At 71.9% G+C, this 20,517-nt stretch carries 10 protein-coding genes; 6 read left to right on the forward strand and 4 right to left on the reverse strand.

Translation table 11 applies throughout. The features are described from left to right. Nucleotides 1-124: 124 nt before the first annotated feature. Both ACWDSL_RS36355 and ACWDSL_RS36360 read right to left on the reverse strand, forming a co-directional pair. Nucleotides 125-1,123: a LacI family DNA-binding transcriptional regulator gene (locus tag ACWDSL_RS36355; protein ID WP_450492221.1), complete on the reverse strand. Its 999-nt coding sequence runs from the start codon at nt 1,121-1,123 to the stop codon at nt 125-127. A 58-nt stretch (nt 1,124-1,181) separates the two neighbouring features. Continuing rightward, on the reverse strand, nt 1,182-2,204 hold the full coding sequence (locus tag ACWDSL_RS36360) for a LacI family DNA-binding transcriptional regulator (protein ID WP_450492222.1): 1,023 nt from the start codon (nt 2,202-2,204) through the stop codon (nt 1,182-1,184). Between the two features lie 251 nt (nt 2,205-2,455). On the opposite strand from ACWDSL_RS36360, the gene ACWDSL_RS36365 reads away from it, so the two are divergent. From ACWDSL_RS36365 to ACWDSL_RS36385, 5 genes are all read left to right on the forward strand, one after another. Further along, on the forward strand, nt 2,456-4,789 hold the full coding sequence (locus ACWDSL_RS36365; protein WP_450492223.1) for a beta-xylosidase/alpha-l-arabinosidase: 2,334 nt from the start codon (nt 2,456-2,458) through the stop codon (nt 4,787-4,789). A gap of 79 nt (nt 4,790-4,868) precedes the next feature. Further along, on the forward strand, nt 4,869-6,158 hold the full coding sequence (locus ACWDSL_RS36370; protein ID WP_450492224.1) for an ABC transporter substrate-binding protein: 1,290 nt from the start codon (nt 4,869-4,871) through the stop codon (nt 6,156-6,158). After that, complete coding sequence (locus ACWDSL_RS36375; protein ID WP_450492225.1) at nt 6,155-7,147, forward strand: carbohydrate ABC transporter permease; 993 nt, start codon at nt 6,155-6,157, stop codon at nt 7,145-7,147. Before ACWDSL_RS36370 ends, ACWDSL_RS36375 begins: the two co-directional genes overlap by 4 nt. After that, nucleotides 7,140-8,042 carry a carbohydrate ABC transporter permease gene (locus ACWDSL_RS36380; protein WP_450492226.1) on the forward strand — a complete coding sequence of 301 codons (903 nt, stop codon included), beginning with the start codon at nt 7,140-7,142 and terminating at the stop codon, nt 8,040-8,042. The genes ACWDSL_RS36375 and ACWDSL_RS36380 overlap by 8 nt, the downstream gene beginning before the upstream one ends. Next, nucleotides 8,039-10,078, forward strand: a complete 2,040-nt coding sequence (locus ACWDSL_RS36385) for a beta-galactosidase (RefSeq protein WP_450492227.1) — start codon at nt 8,039-8,041, stop codon at nt 10,076-10,078. The genes ACWDSL_RS36380 and ACWDSL_RS36385 overlap by 4 nt, the downstream gene beginning before the upstream one ends. A 16-nt stretch (nt 10,079-10,094) precedes the next feature. On the opposite strand, the gene ACWDSL_RS36390 is transcribed toward ACWDSL_RS36385, so the two are convergent. Continuing rightward, nucleotides 10,095-11,342 (reverse strand): cytochrome P450 family protein, encoded by a 1,248-nt coding sequence (locus tag ACWDSL_RS36390; RefSeq protein WP_450492228.1) that lies wholly within the window; start codon nt 11,340-11,342, stop codon nt 10,095-10,097. Between the two features lie 168 nt (nt 11,343-11,510). Then, on the reverse strand, nt 11,511-11,969 hold the full coding sequence (locus ACWDSL_RS36395) for a hypothetical protein (RefSeq protein ID WP_450492229.1): 459 nt from the start codon (nt 11,967-11,969) through the stop codon (nt 11,511-11,513). 204 nt (nt 11,970-12,173) lie between these two features. On the opposite strand from ACWDSL_RS36395, the gene ACWDSL_RS36400 reads away from it, so the two are divergent. Then, nucleotides 12,174-20,489 (forward strand): type I polyketide synthase, encoded by an 8,316-nt coding sequence (locus tag ACWDSL_RS36400; protein ID WP_450492230.1) that lies wholly within the window; start codon nt 12,174-12,176, stop codon nt 20,487-20,489. The last annotated feature ends 28 nt before the right edge of the window (nt 20,490-20,517 follow it).

Consider the following 20,517-nt stretch of genomic DNA (forward strand, 5'->3'; position numbering starts at 1 on the left):
TCTTTTACATCTTGTTTTTCCAAAATTTTCCTCACCACCCCGATTGTCTTAGGGGGGGGGCGGGCGGGGGGGCGCCCCGGGGCGGGCGGAGGTCGTCCCGGCGCCGGGGCAGCCCCGGCGCCGGTCAGCCCGTCCGTACCGGCCCCGTCGACTTTCTGACGACCAGGTCCACCGACATGTCGAGCCGGATCGGGGCCAGGCCGGGGTCGTCGGTGATCGCGTCGAGCACCCGGATGCTCTCGGCCGCCATCGCCTCGAACGGCTGCCGCACGGTGGTCAGCGCCGGGGCCGCGGACGCGGCGGCGTCGATGTCGTCGTACCCGACGACCGACACGTCCTCCGGGACGCGCAGCCCGCGCTCCACACATGCCTCGATGACGCCAAGTCCTTGCAGATCGTTGCCGGTGACGAAGGCCGTCGGCGCGTTCCACAGGTCGAGGAGGGCGTGGGCGGCGCGTCTGGCCGGCTCGGTCTGGAAGGGCACCACGCGGATCAGCTCGCGGTCGGGACGGATCCCGGCGTCGCGGAGCGCGGCGAGATATCCGCCGAAGCGAGCCCGGCAACAGGTCAGTTCGAGGGGGCCGGAGAGCAGCGCGATCCGCTGATGGCCGAGGCCGGTGAGGTGGTGGGCCGCGAGCCACCCGCCCCGCCACTGGGTCGCCCCCACCGTGTTCATCCCCGGCGGCGCGTCGCCGATCGTATCGAGGACGACCGTCGGGATGCTGGAGCGCGCCAGCCGGTCCGCGACGGTCGGCGGGACCGGGGAGAGCACGAGGACGACGCCACCCGGACGGTGCGCCAGCAGGGGGTCCAGCCAGTCCCCGTCGTCATCGGCGTGGTTGACCGTGAGCGCACGTCCGGAGGAACGCAACACGCGGGAAAGGCCCCGCAACAGGGGCGCGTTGACGGCGCTGACCACGCAGCCGAACACCACCTCGACCGAGCCGCGCCGGGGCCCGCGGCGACGCCACTCGTAGCCGGTGGTCCGCACCGCGTCCAGGACCCGCTGCCGGACCTCGGCCGACACCCCGGGCCGCCCGTTGAGGACCTTCGACACGGCGCTCTGCGAGACGTTCGCGGCCTGCGCCACGGTCGTCATGCGCACCGCGGTCCGTACACTCATCGCCTGCTCCTCCCATCAGCCGTCTCCCCATCGGGGCCTGTCAGGTCGTAACGCCGCGTCAGGCCCCCTCGCGGACCGTGCGTGGCGCGGTGCTCTCCCGTATCACCAGCGAGGTCGCCAACTCGACCCTGCGCCCGGCCGACGAGCCGCGCTGCGACTGCTCCTGGGCGATCAGCCGCACCCCCTCGCCGCCCATCTCCGCCAGCGGCTGACGGACGGTCGTGAGCGGCGGTGCGAGCATGGCGCAGATCATCGTGTCGTCGAAGCCCACGACCGACAGATCGTCGGGCACCCGCATCCCCCGCGCGCGGGCCACCTGGTACACCCCGGCCGCCTGGGCGTCGGAGCCGGCGAAGATCGCCGTCGGCGGCTGCGGAAGGTCCAGCAGGGCGGCGCCGTGGTCCGTACCGCCGGTGATGCTGAAGTCGCCGTAGCGCGTCAGGGCCGGATCCGGGGCGAGGGAGAACTCGCGGTGCGCGGCGAGATAGCCCTCGTGCCGCTCCCTGGTGCACTGGATCTCGGCGGGGCCGCCGATGAACCCCACGCGCCGGTGGCCGAGTTCCAGGAGGTGGCGCGTGGCCGCGGCGCCCCCGGACCAGTTGGTCGCCCCCACCGTCGGGATTTTGGGTTCGCTGGTGCCGACCGGGTCGAGGAGGACCAGGGGCGCGGGCAGCCCCGCCAGCGCGGCGATCTCCTCGTGGCGCGCCCGGGAGAGCACCAGGATGATGCCGTCCGACGGGCGGGTGCGCCGTGCGTCGATCCAGTCGCTGATGCGGAAGCGCGGATGGCCGGTCGCGGTGAGTGCCAGGGTGTACCCGAGGCTGAACGCGGCGTTCTGGGCCCCGGCGATGAGCTCTCCCGCCCAGGGCGAGGTGGTCCCCTCGATGAGGACGTCCAGGATTCCGCCGAGTTGTTTACGGCGCCCCTTGCGCTGCAGATAACCCGTGGCGTGTGCGGCCTGGGTGACGCGGACGCGGGTCTCCTCGGAGATGTCCGGCTTGTCGGCGAGCACCCGGGACACCGTGGAGACCGAGACCCCCGCGGCCTCGGCGACGGCCGCCATCGTTGGGCGCGTGGTCATGCTGCCTTTCCCTCCCGTAGGCCATCGCGACAGTACAGTCCTGCCGCAAATTCCCGCAATATTTGATGGAATATTCCGCGAGGACCCCATGCAAACGGCTGGTGATCCGCGCGTTCGATCCGCTGTATTGACAGTCGTTTTTACCCCGGCTTAGCTTCTCGGCGCAGAACTTCCGCAAAGTTTTGCGGGTAATTGCATAGCTCTGGTCGTGAGAACCGCGGGCCCGCCCGCCGAGCACGGAGATGTGACGCGTGTCTGCCATCGATGACAAAACGGTCGGACCGGCCCACGGCCGAGCCCAAGTCCGCGAGCTGATCGCGGCCATGACGCTGGAGGAGAAACTCGCCCAACTCGTGGGTCTGTGGCAGGGAGTCGACCGCGAGGGCGGAGCCGTGGCCCCGTTGCAGGACGCCATGGACACCGTCGAGCAGAGCTTCGCCGACTTCGCCGCACACGGACTCGGCCAGATCACCCGGCACTACGGGACCCGGCCCCTGGACCCGAGGGAGGGCCGGGCGACCCTGGCCGCCAAGCAGCGGTGGCTGAAGGACAACACCAGGCTCGGTATCCCCGCCGTCGTGCACGAGGAGTGCCTGACCGGGCTCGCCGCGTGGCAGGCGGCGACCTACCCCGTACCACCGGCCTGGGGCGCCACCTTCGATCCGCCGCTCGTCGAGCGCATGGCGGCGCGGATCGGGCGCACGATGGCGGACCTGGGCATCCATCAGGGCCTGGCGCCGGTCCTCGACGTGATCCGCGATATGCGCTGGGGGCGGGTCGAGGAGTGCATCTCGGAGGATCCCTACCATGTCGCGGTCACCGGCGCCGCGTATGTGCGCGGCCTGCAGAGCGCCGGGATCATCGCCACCCTGAAACACTTCGTCGGCTACTCCGACTCGCGCGCCGGCCGCAACCTGGCACCGGTGCACGCCGGGACGCGCGAGGTCCGCGACGTGTTGGAGTTCCCCTTCGAAGTGGCCGTACGGGACGCCGGAGCGCGCTCCGTGATGAACTCGTACGCCGAGATCGACGGAGTGCCCGTCGCCGCGAGCGCCGAGTATCTGACCGGCACGCTGCGCGAGGAGTGGGGTTTTGACGGCACCGTCGTCGCCGATTACTTCGCCGTGGCCTTCCTCCAGACCCTGCACCGGGTGGCCGAGGACGGCGGCGACGCCGCGGCCCAGGCGATCACCGCCGGGATCGATGTCGAACTCCCCACCGGTGTCACCTATCTCCAGCCCCTCAAGGAGCGCATCGAGGACGGCCGGCTCGGCATGGACGTCGTGGACCGCGCGCTCGAGCGGGTGCTGCGCCAGAAGGCAGAGCTCGGCCTGCTCGACCCCGCGTGGTCACCCGACCCGGCGTCGGCCCAGGCCGAGGGTGCGTCCGCCGGCGACGTGGACACCGCAGAGGACCGCACACTGGCCGCGGCCGTCGCCGAACGCTCCCTGGTCCTGCTGCGCAACGACGGTGTGCTGCCCCTCGGCTCCACCCGGCCCGCGCCCGGACGTATCGCGGTCATCGGCCCGAACGCCGAGTCGCTGTCCGCGATGTTCGGCTGCTACTCGTTCATCAACCACGTGCTGCCGCACCATCCCGACTGCGACACCGGGCTCGGCGTCGAGACCGTCGAAGCCGCCCTGCGCCGCGAGTTCGCCACCGCCGACATCGTCACCGAGCGGGGCACCGGCATCGACGACGGGGCCACGGACGGCATTCCCGCCGCCGCCACCGCCGCGGCCGGCGCGGATGTGGCCGTGGTCGTGGTCGGGGACCGCTCCGGACTCTTCGGACGCGGTACCAGCGGGGAGGGCTGCGACGCCGACGACCTGGAACTGCCCGGCGCCCAGCGGGCCCTCGTCGAGGCGGTCATCGCCACCGGGACACCGACCGTGGTCGTCCTGCTGACCGGGCGCGGTTACGCGCTCGGGTGGCTGCTGGACGCGGCCGCCGCGGTCGTACAGGCATTCTTCCCCGGCGAGGAGGGCGCGGCCGCCATCGCCGGAGTGCTCAGCGGCCGGGTCAACCCGAGCGGCCGGATGCCCATGAGCCTGCCCCGCGGCGCCGGAGCCCAGCCCTACAGCTATCTGCACCCGCCGCTCGGCGCCGCGAGCTCGGTGACCAACATCGACACCGAGCCGCCCGTCCGATACGGATTCGGCCTCAGCTACACCCGGTTCGGCTACGAGGACTTCACGGTCGACGCCGAAACCGCCGACGTCGCCGATGCGATCCGCTGCGCGGTCACCGTACGCAACACCGGCGACCGGGAGGGCGCCGAGGTCGTCCAGCTCTACGCGAGCGACCCCGTGGCCTCGGTCACCCGCCCGCTGGCCCAGCTCGTCGCCTTCGCGCGTGTCCCGCTCGGCCCGGGGGAGTCGGCGCGCGTCCACTTCACCGTGCCCACGCGGCTGCTGGCGTTCACCGACCGCGACGGGGTGCGGATCGTCGAGCCCGGCGACATCGGCGTCAGCGTCCGACGCGACGCGGGCGACGTGATCCTCGAACACACCGTACGGCTCACCGGCGAGGTGCACATCGTGACCGGCGCCGAACCCCGGATCAGCACGGTCGACATCTCCTAGAACCCGCCGTCCCCCCCACCGGCGCCTGCCTTTCGGCACAGTCCATCCGTCCGCGAACACTCAACGAAGAGTTGTCATCATGTCGCACACAGCAATACGCCTCCGCTCCCGCGGCCTGGCCGCGGCAGCGGCCGCCCTGGCCCTCGTCCTCACCGGCTGCTCCTCCGGCTCCTCGGGCAGCGCCGGCTCCGGCAAGCAGACCATCGTCTTCTGGGGGTGGTCCGACATGTCCAAGCCGGTCGCCCTGTGGAACAAGACCCACCCGGACATCCACGTCAAGTTCCAGGCGATCACCTCGAACTTCTACCCGAAGCTCCAGGCCGCGATCACCGGAAAGGACGGGGCGCCGGACATCACCCAGGTCGACTACCCCAACCTCACCTCGACGATCATCGCCGGTGACCTCAAGGACATCACGGCCGAGTCCGCCGACCTCAAGCCGCACTTCAAGCCCGCCGTATGGGACCAGGTCCTGGTCAACGACAAGGTCTACGGGGTGCCGCAGGACATCGGCACACAGGTGCTCTACTACCGGTCCGATGTCTTCAAGGAGGCCGGTCTGACCGCCCCCAAGACCTGGGACGAGTACATGACGGCCGCCGCGAAGCTCAAGAAGGCCCACCCCAAGGCGTACACCACGGCGTTTCCCGCCAACGGCGGCGCATGGCTGGCCTCGCTGGCGTGGAACGCGAAGGCGCAGTGGTTCGGCACGGACAAGGACGCCTGGAAGGTGGACCTCGACGACCAGCCGACCCTCAAGGTGGCCGAGTACTGGCAGAAGATGCTGGACAAGGGCTATGCGAAGGGCGATCAGCACTGGCAGCCCACCTGGTTCAAGGGGCTCGCCAAGGGCACATATCTGACCTGGATCGGCCCGGCCTGGGGTGGTGCGGCGCTCAAGGAGAACGCCCCGGACCTCTCCGGCAAGTGGGCCGTCGCCCCGCTGCCGCAGTGGACGAAGGGCGACACGGCCCCGGTGTACTGGGGTGGCTCACTGACCGCGCTGACCAGCGTCACCAACAAGACGGACGCGGCAATGAAGTTCATCACCTGGCTGAACACCAGCAAGGAGAGCGCCAAGCTGCTGGTGGCCGATGTCCTCCCCGCGTCCGACATCGGCCAGGGGATCCCGGAGCTGACCAAGCCCGACCCCTACTTCGGCGGTCAGGTGCCCGGCGAGGTGTTCACCGTACGCGGCACCGAGTCGACCCCCTGGACCTGGGGGCCGACGATGACCGACACCACCAACTACCTCAATGACGCCATGCAGTCCGTCATCAACAAGTCGACGACGCTGCCCGACGCGATGAAGAAGGTCGACGGCGAGACCAAGTCCCAGCTGAAGCGGAAGGGCCTGTCCGTCCGATGACCGCGCCAACCCTCCACCCGGCCGCCCGGGACGGGAGGAACGGGGCCGAGCAGGCGGGGGAACCGTCCCGCCTGCCGGCGTCGCGCCGCAACAAGCGCCGTTTCGGCGCCGACTGGAAAATGGCGTGGGCCTTCGTGGTCCCGTTCCTGGCCCTCTTCGTGGTGTTCCACCTGGTGCCCGTGTTCTATGCGCTGTGGCAGAGCTTCCACGGCGTCGAGAAGTCGGGCGGTCTGGGATTCGACAAACCCAGCGTCATCTTCGTCGGCCTGGACAACTACGCGGACGCGCTGACCGACGAGGGCTTCCTCCGCTCGGTCGGCCGCGTGCTGCTCTACGGCGTCGTCCAGGTGCCCGTCATGCTGGGCCTCGCGCTGGTGATGGCGCTCATCTTCGACACGGCGATCGTCCGGATGCGCAGCCTGTTCCAGCTCGCCGCGTTTCTGCCCTACGCGGTGCCGGGGATCATCGCGTCCATCCTGTGGGCGTTCCTCTATCTGCCCGGGGTGAGCCCGGTCCTGGACCTGCTCGACGGGGCGGGGGCCCATATCGACTTCCTCGCCCCGGGAAGTGTCCTGTGGTCCATCGCCAACATCTCGACATGGCAGTGGACCGGCTACAACATGATCATTATCTTCGCCGCGCTCCAGGCCATCCCGCGCGATCTGTTCGAAGCGGCACGTATCGACGGCGCCACCAACTGGCAGATCGCCTGGCGGATCAAGGTGCCGCTGGTGGCCCCGGCCATCCTCATCACCGGGCTGTTCTCGGTGGTCGGCACGCTCCAGCTGTTCTCCGAGCCGACGGTGCTGCGCACGATCACCAACAACGTGACCTACAACTACACACCGAACATGATCGTCTACAACCTGGCGTTCGGGTCCAACCAGCCGTACTACTCAGCCGCCGTCGCGGTCGTCATCGCCATCGGCGCGTTCCTGCTGTCCTTCGGCTTCCTGCGAATGCTCCAGAGGAGGAATCCCGATGAGTGACATCACCGCCCGCCGCGCCCGTCGCCGCGCGGTGTGGTCGGCCGGGGCCCGGCGGGACCGCGCGCCGCTGTCGACCCGGTTCATCCTCACCGTGACGATCATCGCGCTGACGGCCTACTTCCTCATCCCGATCGCGTGGATGCTGATCGCGTCGACCAAGTCGACGGCCGACCTGAACACCACGTTCGGGCTCTGGTTCTCGCACTTCGACCTGATGCAGAACCTCCACGACCTGTTCGCCTACCGCGACGGCATCTTCCGGCGCTGGGTGGTGAACTCGCTCATCTACTCGGGAGGCGGCGCCCTCGGCTCTACCTTCCTGGCCGCTCTGTGCGGGTTCGCACTGGCCAAATACCGGTTCCGTGGGCGCAACGCCATCATGGGCCTCATCTTCGGCGGTGTGCTCATCCCCGGCACCGTGCTCGCCCTGCCGACCTATCTGCTCCTCAACTCTTTCGGCCTCATCAACACCTACTGGGCCGTGATCCTGCCCAGCCTGTCCAGCGCGTTCGGCGTGTTCCTGGTGCGCATCTACGCGGCGGCGGCCGTCCCCGACGAGCTGCTGGAGGCCGGCCGTATCGACGGTGCCCACGATGTCCGGATCTTCTTCACGGTGGTCCTGCGGATCCTGCTGCCGAGCCTGGTCACCGTGTTCCTCTTCTCGTTCATCTCGATCTGGAACAACTTCCTCCTGCCTCTGATCGTCCTCAATGACCAGTCGCTCTGGCCGGTCACCCTCGGGCTCTACTCCTGGCAGATGAACGCGATGAGCCAGCCCGATCTCGTCCGGATCGTCATCACCGGGTCCATGGTCGGCACCATCCCCCTCGTCGTCCTCTTCCTCACGCTGCAGAAGTACTGGCGCAGCGGCATCACGACAGGAGCACTCAAGTGACCGTGAACAGTCGTATGGACGCCTTCCGCGCCCGGCTCGGCGGTTTCGCCTTCGGCGGGGACTACAACCCCGAGCAGTGGGACCGGGCGGTGTGGGACGAGGACATCGAGCTCATGCGGCGCGCCGGGGTCAACCTGGTCACCCTGGGCGTGTTCGCGTGGGCGTCGCTCGAGCCCGAGCCGGGACGTTTCACCTTCGACTGGATGGACGAGGTGATGGACCTCCTCCACGCGGGCGGGATCAGCGTCGACCTGGCCACCCCGACCATGGCGCCACCGGTCTGGCTCACCCATGAACACCCCGAGGTCCTGCCGGTCATGGAGGACGGGGAGCGCTTCGGCTTCGGCAACCGGCTCCAGTTCGACCCCGCCTCGCCCCGCTACCGGGAACACGCCGCCCGGATCACCAAGGCGCTGGCCGAGCGGTACTCCCACCACCCGGCCCTGGCGATGTGGCACATCAGCAACGAATACGGGCAGCCCTCGTACGGGGAGGCCAGCGCGGTCGCCTTCCGCGGCTGGCTCCAGCGGAAGTACGGCAGCCTGGACGCCCTCAACGACGCCTGGTACACCCGCTTCTGGTCCCAGGTCTACACCTCCTGGGACCAGATCAACCCGCCGGAAGTGCCGCGGTCGTGGTCCAACCCGACCCGCCGCCTGGACTTCAAGCGGTTCGTCTCGGACGCGCTGCTCGAGTGTTTCGTCATGGAACGCGACATCGTCCGCTCCTACCGCGACGACATCCCGGTCCTCACCAACTACATGCGCTTCTACAAGAACGCCGACTACTGGACCTGGGCCCCCGAGCAGGACGCCGTGGCGCTGGACATCTACCCCAACCCCGGCCACGACGACGCCCATGTCTCCGCGGCGCTCAACTTCGACCTGATGCGCTCACTGCGCGGCGAGCCCTGGGTCCTCATGGAGCAGGCGGCCAGCAGCGTGTCGCAGTGGAAGGTGAACAACGTCAAGCGGCCCGGCCAGATGCGCCTCGGCTCCTACCAGGCCATCGCCCACGGCGCCGACAGCGTCCTGTACTTCCAGTGGCGCGCGAGCCGCGGCGGCCATGAGCGCTTCCACTCCGCGATGCTGCCCCACTCCGGCACCGCCTCCCGCACCTGGAAGGAGATCGAGGCACTCGGCGGTGAGCTGCCGAGGATCGCCGAGGTGGTGGGCGCCGGGTCGAGCGCCGAGATCGCCGTGCTGTTCGACTGGAACGCCTGGTGGGGGCTGACCGAGACGCACGGGCTGCCACGCAACGACTTCGACTACACGCAGCTCACCACGGACCATTACCAGCCGCTCCTGGAAGCACACCACGCGGTGGACATGGTGCACTTCGGCTCCGACCTGAGCCCGTACAAGGTCGTCGTCGTGCCGAACGCCTACCTAGTCGACGACCGCTTCACCGACGCCCTCACCCGCTTCGTCGAAGGGGGCGGGACGCTCGTCTGCTCGTTCTTCTCCGGGGTCGTCGATGCGAACAACCAGGTCAGGCAGCCCGCTTACCCTGGGGCCTTCCGCGGCCTCATCGGCGCGTACATCGACGAGTACTGGCCCGCCCGCGGCGACGAGACCTATCGCGTGACCTTCCCCGACGGAACCACCCGGACCGCCGACTGGTGGCAGGACAGCATCCACCCCGAAACCGCGCGGGTGCTCGCCACCTACGCCTCCGGTGACCTGGAGGGACGGCCCGCGATCCTGGACAACGCGGTCGGCCGGGGCCGTGTCGTATACATCGGCACCCGCCTCGAACCGGGCGCGCTGCGCGACACCCTGCTCGAGGCGGTGACGGCGGCGGGGGCCACCCCGCTCGTCGCTGCCGCGCCCGGACACCTGGAGGCGGCCAGGCGCGTCGGCGACGGCGCGGAGTTCCTGTTTCTGCTGAACCACTCCGAGACCGAACCGGCCGAGGTCAGGCTCGCGGCAGATGGACTCGACCTGATCTCCGGGGCGAAGACCGGGGCAACCCTCGAGGTGGTACCGCTCGGTGTCTCGGTGGTGCGGTTCGAGAACACCGAGCGGGGCCAGTAGCGACGTACGAAGACGCTCAGGCGGTGGCGGGGCGCAGAACGACCGGCAGTTCCCGGTAGCTGTTCATGCCCAGCGACCCGGCGCGCGGAGCGGGCCTTTCGGCGAGGGCGATGTCGGGGAAGGTCTCGAACAGCCGCCGCAGGGCGATTTCGGCCTCCACCTTGGCCAGGGACGCCCCGGGGCAGCGGTGGGCTCCGTAGCCGAAGGAGAGATGGCGGGAGGCGTCCGGCCGGTCGGGGTCGAACCGGTCGGGCTCGGTGAAGGCGTGGGGGCAGCGGTTGATGGTCGCGAGGGGGAGGAGCACCGCTTCTCCCTCCTGGACGATGCCACCGCCCGCCACGGTCACATCTTCGGTGGCGTAGCGGAACAGCAGGGTGCGCACCGGGGACTCCCAGCGCAGGGCCTCCTCCACCACATCCGGCCACGGGTCCTCGCCCGCCTCCTGCCGGGCCCTGGCGGCGGCCAGGGTCTCGGGGTGTGTCAACAGCCCCCGCACCGCGTGGCAGATCAGGGTCACCGTGGTCTCATGGCCGCCGATGACGGTGACCACCAGGTTGCCGATCACCTCAGGCACTGTCAGCTCACCCCGGTCCATGGCCTCGACCAGGTCCATCGTGAGGTCGTCGCGGTCGCCGCTGGCGCGCTTGCGCTCGATTATCGTCATCAGGGTGGCCGGGAAGCGCTCCGCCATCGTGCGCTGGAGGTCCTCGGCCCCGTCGTCGGTGCTCAACGCGGCCGCCGACAGCACGTGCAGCTCCTCGCGCAGACCGCCCTCCTCGGGCACGCCGAGCAGATAGCAGATGACGTCCAGGGGAAGCGGCAGCGCGAAACGGGACTGCAGATCGGTCTCCTGACCCGGTGCCACATCGTCCAGGGCGGCCAGCAGCCGGTCGGTGACCGCTTCGATACGCGGGCGCAACTCCCGCACCCGGCGCGGGGAGAAGGCGCGCTGAACGGGCTGCCGCAGCCGGCGGTGGAGTTCGCCGTCGGAGTTGAGCAGCCCCTCGCCCTCCAGGATGAAGAGCATCGGCCACTCGGCGGGGATCTCCCCGCGCCGGTGGGCACCCCAGTGCCGGAGGCTCTTGGAGAACCGTGGGTCGTTCAGCACCTGGGCAGTTGCTTCCCGGGTGGTGACCGCTTTGACCACCACTCCGCCGGGAAGCGCCACGGTGGCGACCGGGCCCGCGGCCCGCAGGGCCGCGCCTTCGACACCGTGGAGGTCGGTCGGCTCGGGGGCGAGATGAACGGGGGATATCGCGTCCATTGCTGTCCGTTCTGCAGTTGTCGGCGCCTATAGGACCGGAGATCAAAAAGCCTATCCCACGGAACGGCCGCCGTGGAGTGCGCCGTTGTGGCCGCCGCAGGAAGCGCCGGAAACACCGCGGCGGCGGACTCATGCGTCCGCCGCCGAGGATGGTGGAACGTGGGTGTCTCAGCCGCCGACCTTGCGGAAGCTCTCCACCAGGCCGCCGTAGCCGCCTTCGGGGCCCGCCCAGTCGATGGCCAGCTTGTCGGCGTCCTTCATCTTGACCGTGCCCACACCCCGGCCACCGTCATCGCCGCCCTTGCACGACAGCGTCAGCGTGGGAGCTTCTTTGCCCGCCTTCTGGCCATCCTTCAAGGCCCCGGTGCAGTCGAGCTTCGGCCCCTTCGCGGTGACCTTGCCGTCCGCGATCGTCAGGGTTTCCAGGCTGCTGTCGCTCGCCTTGACGATGGACTTCCAGGACCCGGCCGCACGCTCGATCATCGTGCGCTCGGCCGACGGCTCGGAGCTCGGCGACTGCTGCTTCGCGGCGGTGTTCGCGCCGCTCGGCTTCGAGTCCGTCTTTTCGTCGTCGCCACCGCCGCAGCCGCTGAGCACGAGGCCCGCGACGACCGTGGTGACCACCATGTATGCCGCCTTGCGCACTTCTTTCTCCTCCGTATGCGTAACAAGCGGTGCCAACCTAACAGCCAGTGGAAACACGGCGTTGCCCGGCCGTGTCGACCCCGCCGCGGCAGGGTTCCCGCGTGTCCTTCGCCCTCTCCTTCGGCAACCGCCTACGGTGTGCGGGCGGGGGCGTTGTCGTGCGCCCCGTGGCCGAAGGGGTGAGGGATGGCAGAGGTGCGCAGCGAGTTGATCCGCGCGCTGCCGGGGATGCTCAAGGAACACGCGGAGCGGACCGGGGACAAGATCGCGTTCCAGGACGCGCGCCGGGCGGTCGGCTACGCGGACCTGGAGCAGCGGACCGGGCGGCTGGCCGGCCATCTCGCGCGGCTGGGGGTGCGGCCCGGGGACCGGGTGGCGCTGCAGCTGGGCAACCGGGTGGAGCAGGTGGAGAGCCGGCTGGCGGTCCTGCGGGCGGGGGCGGTGGGCGTGCCGCTCGACCAGGGGGCCACGAACGCGGAGTTGGAGTACTTCCTCGACGACAGCGGCGCGGTCGCCATCGTGACCGAGGAGACACTGCTGCCCCGGGTGGCCCGATTGGCGGCAGGGCGGCCCGAGCTGCGGGTCCTGCTGGTCGGCACCGACGAGCTCCCCGCGGAGGCGCCGGACGGCGCGGTGGTGTTCGAGGAACTTGCCCGGACGGATCCGGGCCTCGCGCCCAGGGACGACCTCGGCCTCGACGAACCGGCCTGGATCCTCTACACCTCCGGCACCACCGGGCAGAGCAAGGGCGTGGTGACCACCCAGCGCGCCGCGTTATGGTCGGTGGCGGCGGGCTATGTCCCGTCGTACGGGCTGGAATCGAGCGACCGGCTGCTGTGGCCACTGCCGATGTTCCACACCTACGCACACTCGCTGTGTGTGCTCGGAGTGATCGCGGTCGGAGCGAGCGCGTATCTCCTCGACCGGGGCGTCGGGGGCGCTCGGGGCGCTCGGGGTGCGAACCTTGCCGAGGCCCTGGCCGAGCAGCCCTGCACCGTCCTGGCCGGGGTGCCCGCCACCTACCATCTGCTGGTGGACACGCTGCGCCGGACACCCCGGCCGCTGCCCAGGCCACGCGTATGCGTCAGCGCGGGTGCGCCCTGCCCGCCGCAGCTGCGGGCCGAGGTCGAGGAGTTGCTGGGCGCGCCCCTGCTCGACGGCTACGGCTCCACCGAGACCTGCGGGAAGATCGCAGTCGACCGGCTCGACGGACCGCGGGCCGACGGCTCCAGCGGCGCGCCACTCCCCGGGGTCATGGTGCGGCTGACCGACCCGTCGAGTGGCCACGAGGTCGCCGAGGGGGAGGAGGGGGAGATCTGGGTCCGCGGGCCCAATCTGATGAGCGGCTACCACAACCGCCCCGAAGCCACCGCACGCGTCCTGCGCGATGGCTGGTACCGCACCGGAGACCTCGGCCGGCGCGTGGCACACGGCCATCTCAAGGTCACCGGCCGCGTCAAGGAACTCATCATCCGCGGCGGTGAGAACGTCAACCCGGCCGAGGTGGAAGAGACCCTGCTGACCTGCCCCGGCGTCGCCGACGCGGCCGTCGTCGGCCGTCCGCACGACGTACTCGGCGAGGTGCCGGTTGCCATGGTCGTCCCCGGCCCCGGCGGCGTCGACACCGCGCGGCTCCTGGAGCTCTGCCGCGAGCGGCTGTCGGCCTTCAAGGTGCCCGACGAGGTGTACGAGACCGAGTCCGTGCCCCGCACCCCCTCCGGCAAGATCCTCCGCCCGGAACTCGCCCATGAACTGGCCGAACGGCTGGACCAGGCGCGCGAGACGGCCTCGGCCGCGCTGCGCGAGCGGCTGCTGTCCCTGTCCGCGGACCCGGGCCGGGACACCGTGCTGCGCCTGGTTCTCGACCTGACGGCACATACGGTCGGGGTCCCCGGGCCAGAGCTGATGCCCGACCAGCCGTTCACCACCTTCGGGATCACCTCCCTGGGCGGCGTACTGCTGCGCGACCGGCTCGCCGCGGCCACCGGTCTCACGCTCCCGGCGACCCTGGTGTTCGACCACCCGACGCCCGCCGCCGTGGCGGAGTCGCTGCACACCGCGCTGCTCGGTGGCCAGGACGCGGCCCCCGCGGCCCGGACCCGTACGGTCGAACCCGGGCCACATACGCCCGCGGAGGAGCCGGTGGCCATCGTCGCCATGGCCTGCCGCTACCCCGGCGACGTGGCCACCCCGGAGGACCTGTGGCGGCTGGTCACGGACGGCACCGACGCCACCTCGGACTTCCCCGAAGACCGCGGCTGGGACCTGGACGGGCTCTACGACCCCGACCCGGACCGGCTGGGCACCTCGATCACCCGCCGGGGCGCCTTCCTGCGCCAGGCGGCCGACTTCGACCCGGCCTTCTTCGGGATGTCCCCCCGGGAGGCGCTGGCCACCGATCCACAGCAGCGGCTGTTGCTGGAGACCGCGTGGGAGGTCTTCGAACGCGCGGGTCTTGACCCGACCCGGCTGCGCGGCAGCGATACGGGTGTCTACGTCGGCCTGATGCATGACGCCTACGCGGCCCGTTTCCTGCACCGCAAGCAGCACGAGCTGGAGGCGCATCTCGCGCTGGGCGGGGCGGGCAGCGTGGCGTCCGGCCGCATCGCCTACACCCTGGGCCTGCGCGGGGCCGCCGTGACGGTGGACACCGCCTGTTCGTCCTCACTGGTGGCGATGCACTGGGCCGCGCGGGCGCTGCGGGCCGGCGAGTGTTCGCTGGCCGTGGCGGGCGGCGTGACCGTCATGGCCGGGCCCAAGCCGTTCGTGGCGTTCAGCAGGCTGCGCGGCCTGGCGCCGGACGGCCGGTGCAAACCGTTCTCCGCCGCAGCCGACGGCACTGGGTGGGGCGAGGGTGTCGGCCTCGTACTGCTGGAACGGCTCTCCGACGCCCGGCGCAACGGCCACCCGGTCCTCGCCGTACTGCGCGGCTCCGCCGTCAACTCCGACGGCGCCTCCAACGGGCTGACCGCGCCCAACGGCCCCGCCCAACAGCAGGTGATCCTCGATGCGCTGGCCACCGCCGGGCTGTCCCCGTCCGACGTCGACACGGTCGAGGCCCACGGCACCGGCACCGCGCTCGGCGACCCCATCGAGGCCCAGGCGCTGCTGGCCACGTACGGCCGCGACCGGTCCGCTGACCGGCCGCTGTGGCTGGGCGCGCTGAAGGGAAACATCGGGCACACCCAGGCCGCCGCGGGCGTCGCCGGGGTCATCAAGACCGTCATGGCGATGCGCCACGGACGGCTGCCCCGCACCCTGCACACCGATGAGCCGTCCCCGCGCGTGGACTGGTCGCCCGGCACCGTACGGCTGCTGGCGCACGAGCGGCCGTGGCAGCCGGCGCCCGGCAGCCCGCGCCGCGCCGGAGTCTCGGCGTTCGGCATCGGCGGGACCAACGCCCACCTGATCCTGGAAGAAGCCGAAGAGGTCGCGGAGCCTGCGGATGTTGCGCCGGAACACGCCGGAACCGGCGGGGCCGCGGCGCTGCCCGGCCGCGCGGGGCGCGCGGAAACCGTGCCGCCACTGCTACTCTCCGGCGCCGATCCGCGGGCCCTGCGCGCACAGGCCGGGCAGATCGCCGCCCTGCTGCGGGAGCGGCCCGAACTCGCCCCGCTGGACGTCGCCTTCTCCCTGGCCACCACCCGCGCCGCGCTCGCGCACCGGGCGGCCGTGCCCGCCGTGGACCGCGCGGCGCTGCTGACCGCCCTCGACACGCTGGCGGGGGACAGCGGTGGACACCGAGCCCCCGTGCCCGGTGTGGTGGAAACCACCGGCACGGCGAGGTCCGCCGGGCGACTGGCCCTGCTGTTCACCGGCCAGGGCGCCCAGTGGCCGGGCATGGGACGGGAGTTGTACGCCGCCTTCCCTGCCTTCGCCACCGCCTTCGACAGCCTGTGCCACCGCTTCGACACCGGCGACACCGGCGACCCCGGAAACATCGTCGACACCGGCTTCGAGCGGCCGCTGCGCACCGTGCTGTGGGCCGCCGAGGGCACCGAGGACGCCGCTCTGCTGGACCGTACGGACTTCTCGCAGGCGGGCCTGTTCGTCTTCGAGGTGGCCGTGTTCCGGCTGCTGGAGTCCTGGGGGATACGGCCGGACTTCCTGGCCGGACACTCCGTCGGCGAGCTGGCGGCGGCCCACGTGTCCGGCATCCTCTCCGAGCGGGACGCGGTAGAACTGGTCGCGGCCCGGGGCCGGCTGATGCGGCGACTGCCCGCGGGCGGGGCCATGGTGGCCGTGGAGGCGTCCGAAGAGGAAGTGGCCAAGGAACTGGCGTCCGCGGAACCGGCGCTGACGGGCCCCGTCGCGGTCGCGGCGGTGAACGGTCCGCGGTCGGTCGTCCTCTCCGGCGACGAGGCGGCCGTACTCGCCGTGGCGGCGCGCCTCGCCGCGCGCGGATGCCGCACCACCCGGCTGCGCGTCGGCCACGCCTTCCACTCCCCGCTGGTGGAGCCGATGCTCGAGGAGTTCGGCCGTATCGCGGCGCGGGCGGAGTACGGGGCGCCGCGCATCCCCGTCGTATCGGCGCTGACCGGCCTCCCGGCCACCGGGGACGATCTGCGCTCGGCCGCGTACTGGATGCGGCACGCCCGCGAGGCCGTGCGCTTCGGGGACGTCGTGCACCGGCTGGCCCTCGAGGAAGGCGTGACCGCCTTCGCCGAGGTCGGTCCCGACGCACACCTCACCGCGTCCGCCCTGGCGACCCTGGGAGACGAGGAGAGCGAACGGCGGGTGTTCACGGCCGTGTCCAAGTCCGGCGCCGGTGCACCGGGGGCCGGGCCCGGTGCGGTCCTGGACGCGCTCGCGCGGCTCCATGTGCATGGCGCGCCGGTGGACTGGCGCCGCGTGTACGCGGACAGCGGCGCCCGGCGGGTGGACCTGCCCACCTATCCCTTCCAGCGGCAGCGCTACTGGCTGGCCGACACGCAACCGTACGTCCCCGCCGACGAGGCCGCCGCGCCCGCCGAGGACGGCGGCGGCCATCCGCTGCTGACCCTCACCACCACCGTCCCCGGCACCGAACGCCTGTTGTGCACCGGCCATCTGTCCAGTGCAGCCCACCCGTGGCTGGGCGACCACGCCGTCGCCGGGCATCCGCTCGTCCCCGCCGCCGCGCTCGTCGAGCTGGTGCTGCACGCGGGCGACGCATGCGGTCTCGAGGTGTTGGAAGACCTCGCCCTGCTGGCCCCGCTGTTCCTGCCGGGACCGGGCTCCCGGGTCCAGATCCAGGTGGCCCTCGGCGAACCGGACGCCTCCGGCCGACGCACCGCCGATGTCCACTCCCGGCCGGAGGAGTCCGGCGCGCTGGGCCCGTGGACACACCACGCGACCGGGCGGCTCGGCCCGGCGGCCACGCCGCAGGACCCGAACGCCGACCCGGCCGCCGACCTGGCCGTATGGCCGCCCGCGGGCGCCGAGCGCGTGGACCTCGCCGGCGCCTACGCCCGCCTGGCGGACGCCGGTTACGCGTACGGCCCGGCCTTCCAAGGGGTCACGGCCGCCTGGCGGCGGGGCGGAGAGCTCTTCGCCGAGGTGCGGCTGCCCGCGGCGGCGGGCCCGGACGCCCAGCGGTACGGCATCCACCCGGCGCTGCTGGACGCCGCGCTGCACGCCGGACGGCTGGCCGCGCCGTCGCCCCCGCCGTCCGGGGGAACCGCCAGGCTGCCGTTCGCCTTCGGCGACCTGACCCTGTACGCCGTCGGCGCCACGGAACTGCGCGTACGCACCCACGCCGTCGGCGAGGACACAGTCGCTCTGGATCTCGCCGACGGCGTGGGCCGGCCGGTGGCCCGGGTGGCGTCGCTGACGACCCGGCCCCTCCCGGACGACACCGCTGCCGTCGGCGGGGCGGGGAGGCGGGAGCTGTACCGCCTGCGGTGGACCGGTGTTCCGGCAGGCGACCCGGATGCCGGCGGACCGGCCCTCACCGTGGCGAGCCCCGACGACCTGGAGCTGGGCGGCGCGGCACTCACCGCCACGTCCAGCGGCGCCGCCACTGCTCCGGAGACGGCCGTCATCTCCCTGGCCGCCCCGCGCCCGACCACCGATCCGGTCGCGGACACCCATGCCTTGACCGCGCGTGCCCTGGAGGCGCTGCGGACCCGGCTGGCCGATCCGGCCTCGCCCGGAGCGCGTCTGGTGGTGGTGACCCGAGGGGCCACGGCCCTGACACCGGACCTCCCCGCCGCGGCGGTGTGGGGCCTGGTGCGCACCGCGCAGTCGGAGTACCCGGGGCGGCTGACGATCGTGGACCTCGACGACCGACCCGACTCCGCGCGTCTGCTGCCCGCCGCCATCGCCACGGGCGAACCCCAGCTCTCGGTCGTAGACGGCACGTTGCGCGTCCCCCGGCTGGAACACCTCCCCGACACCTTGGCTGACCCCGATGGCCCCACCGGCGGCTTCGCGGGTGGCACCGTCCTGCTCACCGGCGGCACCGGGTCCCTCGGCGCCGCGCTGGCGCGGCATCTCGTCGCCCGGCACGGGGTCCGACACCTTGTGCTCGTCAGCCGCCGTGGTCCCGGAACCCCTGGCGCGCGGCGGCTGCGGACCGAGCTGGAGCGGTCGGGAGCCCAGGTGGACGTGATCGCCTGCGACACCGCCGACCGCCCCGCCCTGGCGGCCGTGATCGAGGAGTACGCGCCCTGGCTGACCGCCGTCGTCCACGCCGCCGGGATCCTGGACGACGGCGTCCTGGAGGCGTTGACGCCCGAGCGGCTGGCGGCGGTGGCGCGGCCGAAGGTGGACGCGGCCTGGAACCTGCACGAGCTGACGCAGGGTCTGCCCCTGGCTCGTTTTGTGCTGTTCTCGTCGGCCGCCGGGCTGCTGGGCAACCCGGGCCAGGCCAACTACGCCGCCGCGAACTCCTTCCTGGACGCCCTCGCACACCACCGCACTGCCCTCGGCCTGCCCGCGCTCTCCCTGGTCTGGGGGCCGTGGGCGGACGAGGACGGGATGGCGGCGCGCACCGACCAGTCCGGCCGGGCCCGCGACACCGTCGTACGCCCGGTCTCTCCGGAGCAGGGCCTGGCGATGTTCGATGCCGCACTCTGCACGGGGGAGCCGGTGCTGGCCCCACTGCCGCTGGACCGCTCCCGTCCGGCCACGCCCGCCGGGCCGCCGGTCCCGCCACCGCTGCGCGGACTGCTGCGCCCGGCCCGCCCGGTCGCCCGGCCCGGGGACGACGGCGCCGCGGCGGATACGAGTCAGGACCCCGGCGGGGAGGAGGGCTCCTGGCGGGAACGGCTGGCGGCGCTGCCCGTCGCCGAACGCGCACCCGCGCTGCTGGAGCTGGTCCGCGAGATGGCCGCCCTGGTGCTCGGTCACCAGGACGCGTCGGCCGTGGGCGCCGAGCAGCCCTTCGCCGAGCTGGGCTTCGACTCCCTGACCGGGGTGCTGCTGCGCAACCAGTTGATCATCCACACGCGTGTACGGCTGCCCGCCACCATCGCGTTCGACCGGCCCAGCGCCCGGGAGCTGGCCGACCATCTGTACGCGAAGCTGAGCGACTCGCTGGGTGACGGGCCGCCCCCGGCCGAAGAGGAGGCCGCCGAGCCCGAGCCGCCCCGGCCCGAACCGGTGTCCGCGCCCGCGCGGCCCCACGGCAGGCGGATGGCGCAGACGCTGGGCTCCCTCTACCGGAGGGTGTGCGAGACCGGCGATGTGGTCTCGGCGATGCATCTGCTGGTGACCGCCTCCCTCGCGATGCCGGTGTTCGACCCCGCCGACGGCGCCCGGTACGCCCTCGCCCCGCTGCGCCTGGCCAAGGGCGCGGAGGGCGCCAAGGACGCCGAGGCCCCCGCGATGGTGTGCTTCCCCGGCTTCTCCGCCACCCCCAGCGGGTCCTGGTACGCGTCGCTGGCTTCCTGCTTCGCCGGCGAGCGCGACGTCTTCGAGCTCCAGCACCCCGGCGTGCTGCACGGGGAGGCGGTTCCACTCGACTGGGACACGTTCGTCGACCTGCACGTCGCCACCGTGCGCGAACACCTCGGCGACCGGCCGTACATCGTCCTCGGCTACTCGATGGGCGGCTACCCGGCACACGCGGTGGCCGCCCGGCTCGCGGCGACCGGCACCCCGCCCGCCGGCCTCGTCGTCGTGGACACGTACCACGTCACACCGGAGCGCGAGGACGCGCGCTGGCTGCTCGCCATGCCCGCCCGATATCCCCTGGAGATGGGCGAGCGGTTCGACGCCGCGGTGGACGATGTGTCCATGGCCGCGCTGGGGGCCTACACCCGTATGGCCCGCGGCTGGCGTCCGGAGCCGACGGACGTCCCCACGCTGCTGGTCCGCGCCACCGACCCGCTGCCGGAGCTGCTGGCCCATGGCGATGGCGAAGCGCGGGACGGGGATGGGCGGACCTCCTGGCGGGAGCCGTACGACGCCGTGGACGTCCCCGGCAGCCACTGGAGCCTGATGGAGGAACACGCGCACACCACAGCCGAGGCGATCCGGGCCTGGATCGGCACGCTGGGCGGCGTCGCTGCCGGATGACCCGGGGCACGCCCGGATCAGGGCGGTG

The organism is Streptomyces sp. NPDC000941 (assembly GCF_053599555.1).

What these genes read in the sequence shown, in the direction of transcription:
- ACWDSL_RS36355 (WP_450492221.1), bottom strand. Translation starts at nt 1,123, where the DNA reads ATGAGTGTACGGACCGCGGTGCGCATGACGACCGTGGCGCAGGCCGCG.
- ACWDSL_RS36360 (WP_450492222.1), bottom strand. Translation starts at nt 2,204, where the DNA reads ATGACCACGCGCCCAACGATGGCGGCCGTCGCCGAGGCCGCGGGGGTC.
- ACWDSL_RS36370 (WP_450492224.1), top strand. Translation starts at nt 4,869, where the DNA reads ATGTCGCACACAGCAATACGCCTCCGCTCCCGCGGCCTGGCCGCGGCA.
- ACWDSL_RS36375 (WP_450492225.1), top strand. Translation starts at nt 6,155, where the DNA reads ATGACCGCGCCAACCCTCCACCCGGCCGCCCGGGACGGGAGGAACGGG.
- ACWDSL_RS36380 (WP_450492226.1), top strand. Translation starts at nt 7,140, where the DNA reads ATGAGTGACATCACCGCCCGCCGCGCCCGTCGCCGCGCGGTGTGGTCG.
- ACWDSL_RS36390 (WP_450492228.1), bottom strand. Translation starts at nt 11,342, where the DNA reads ATGGACGCGATATCCCCCGTTCATCTCGCCCCCGAGCCGACCGACCTC.
- ACWDSL_RS36395 (WP_450492229.1), bottom strand. Translation starts at nt 11,969, where the DNA reads ATGGTGGTCACCACGGTCGTCGCGGGCCTCGTGCTCAGCGGCTGCGGC.
- ACWDSL_RS36400 (WP_450492230.1), top strand. Translation starts at nt 12,174, where the DNA reads ATGGCAGAGGTGCGCAGCGAGTTGATCCGCGCGCTGCCGGGGATGCTC.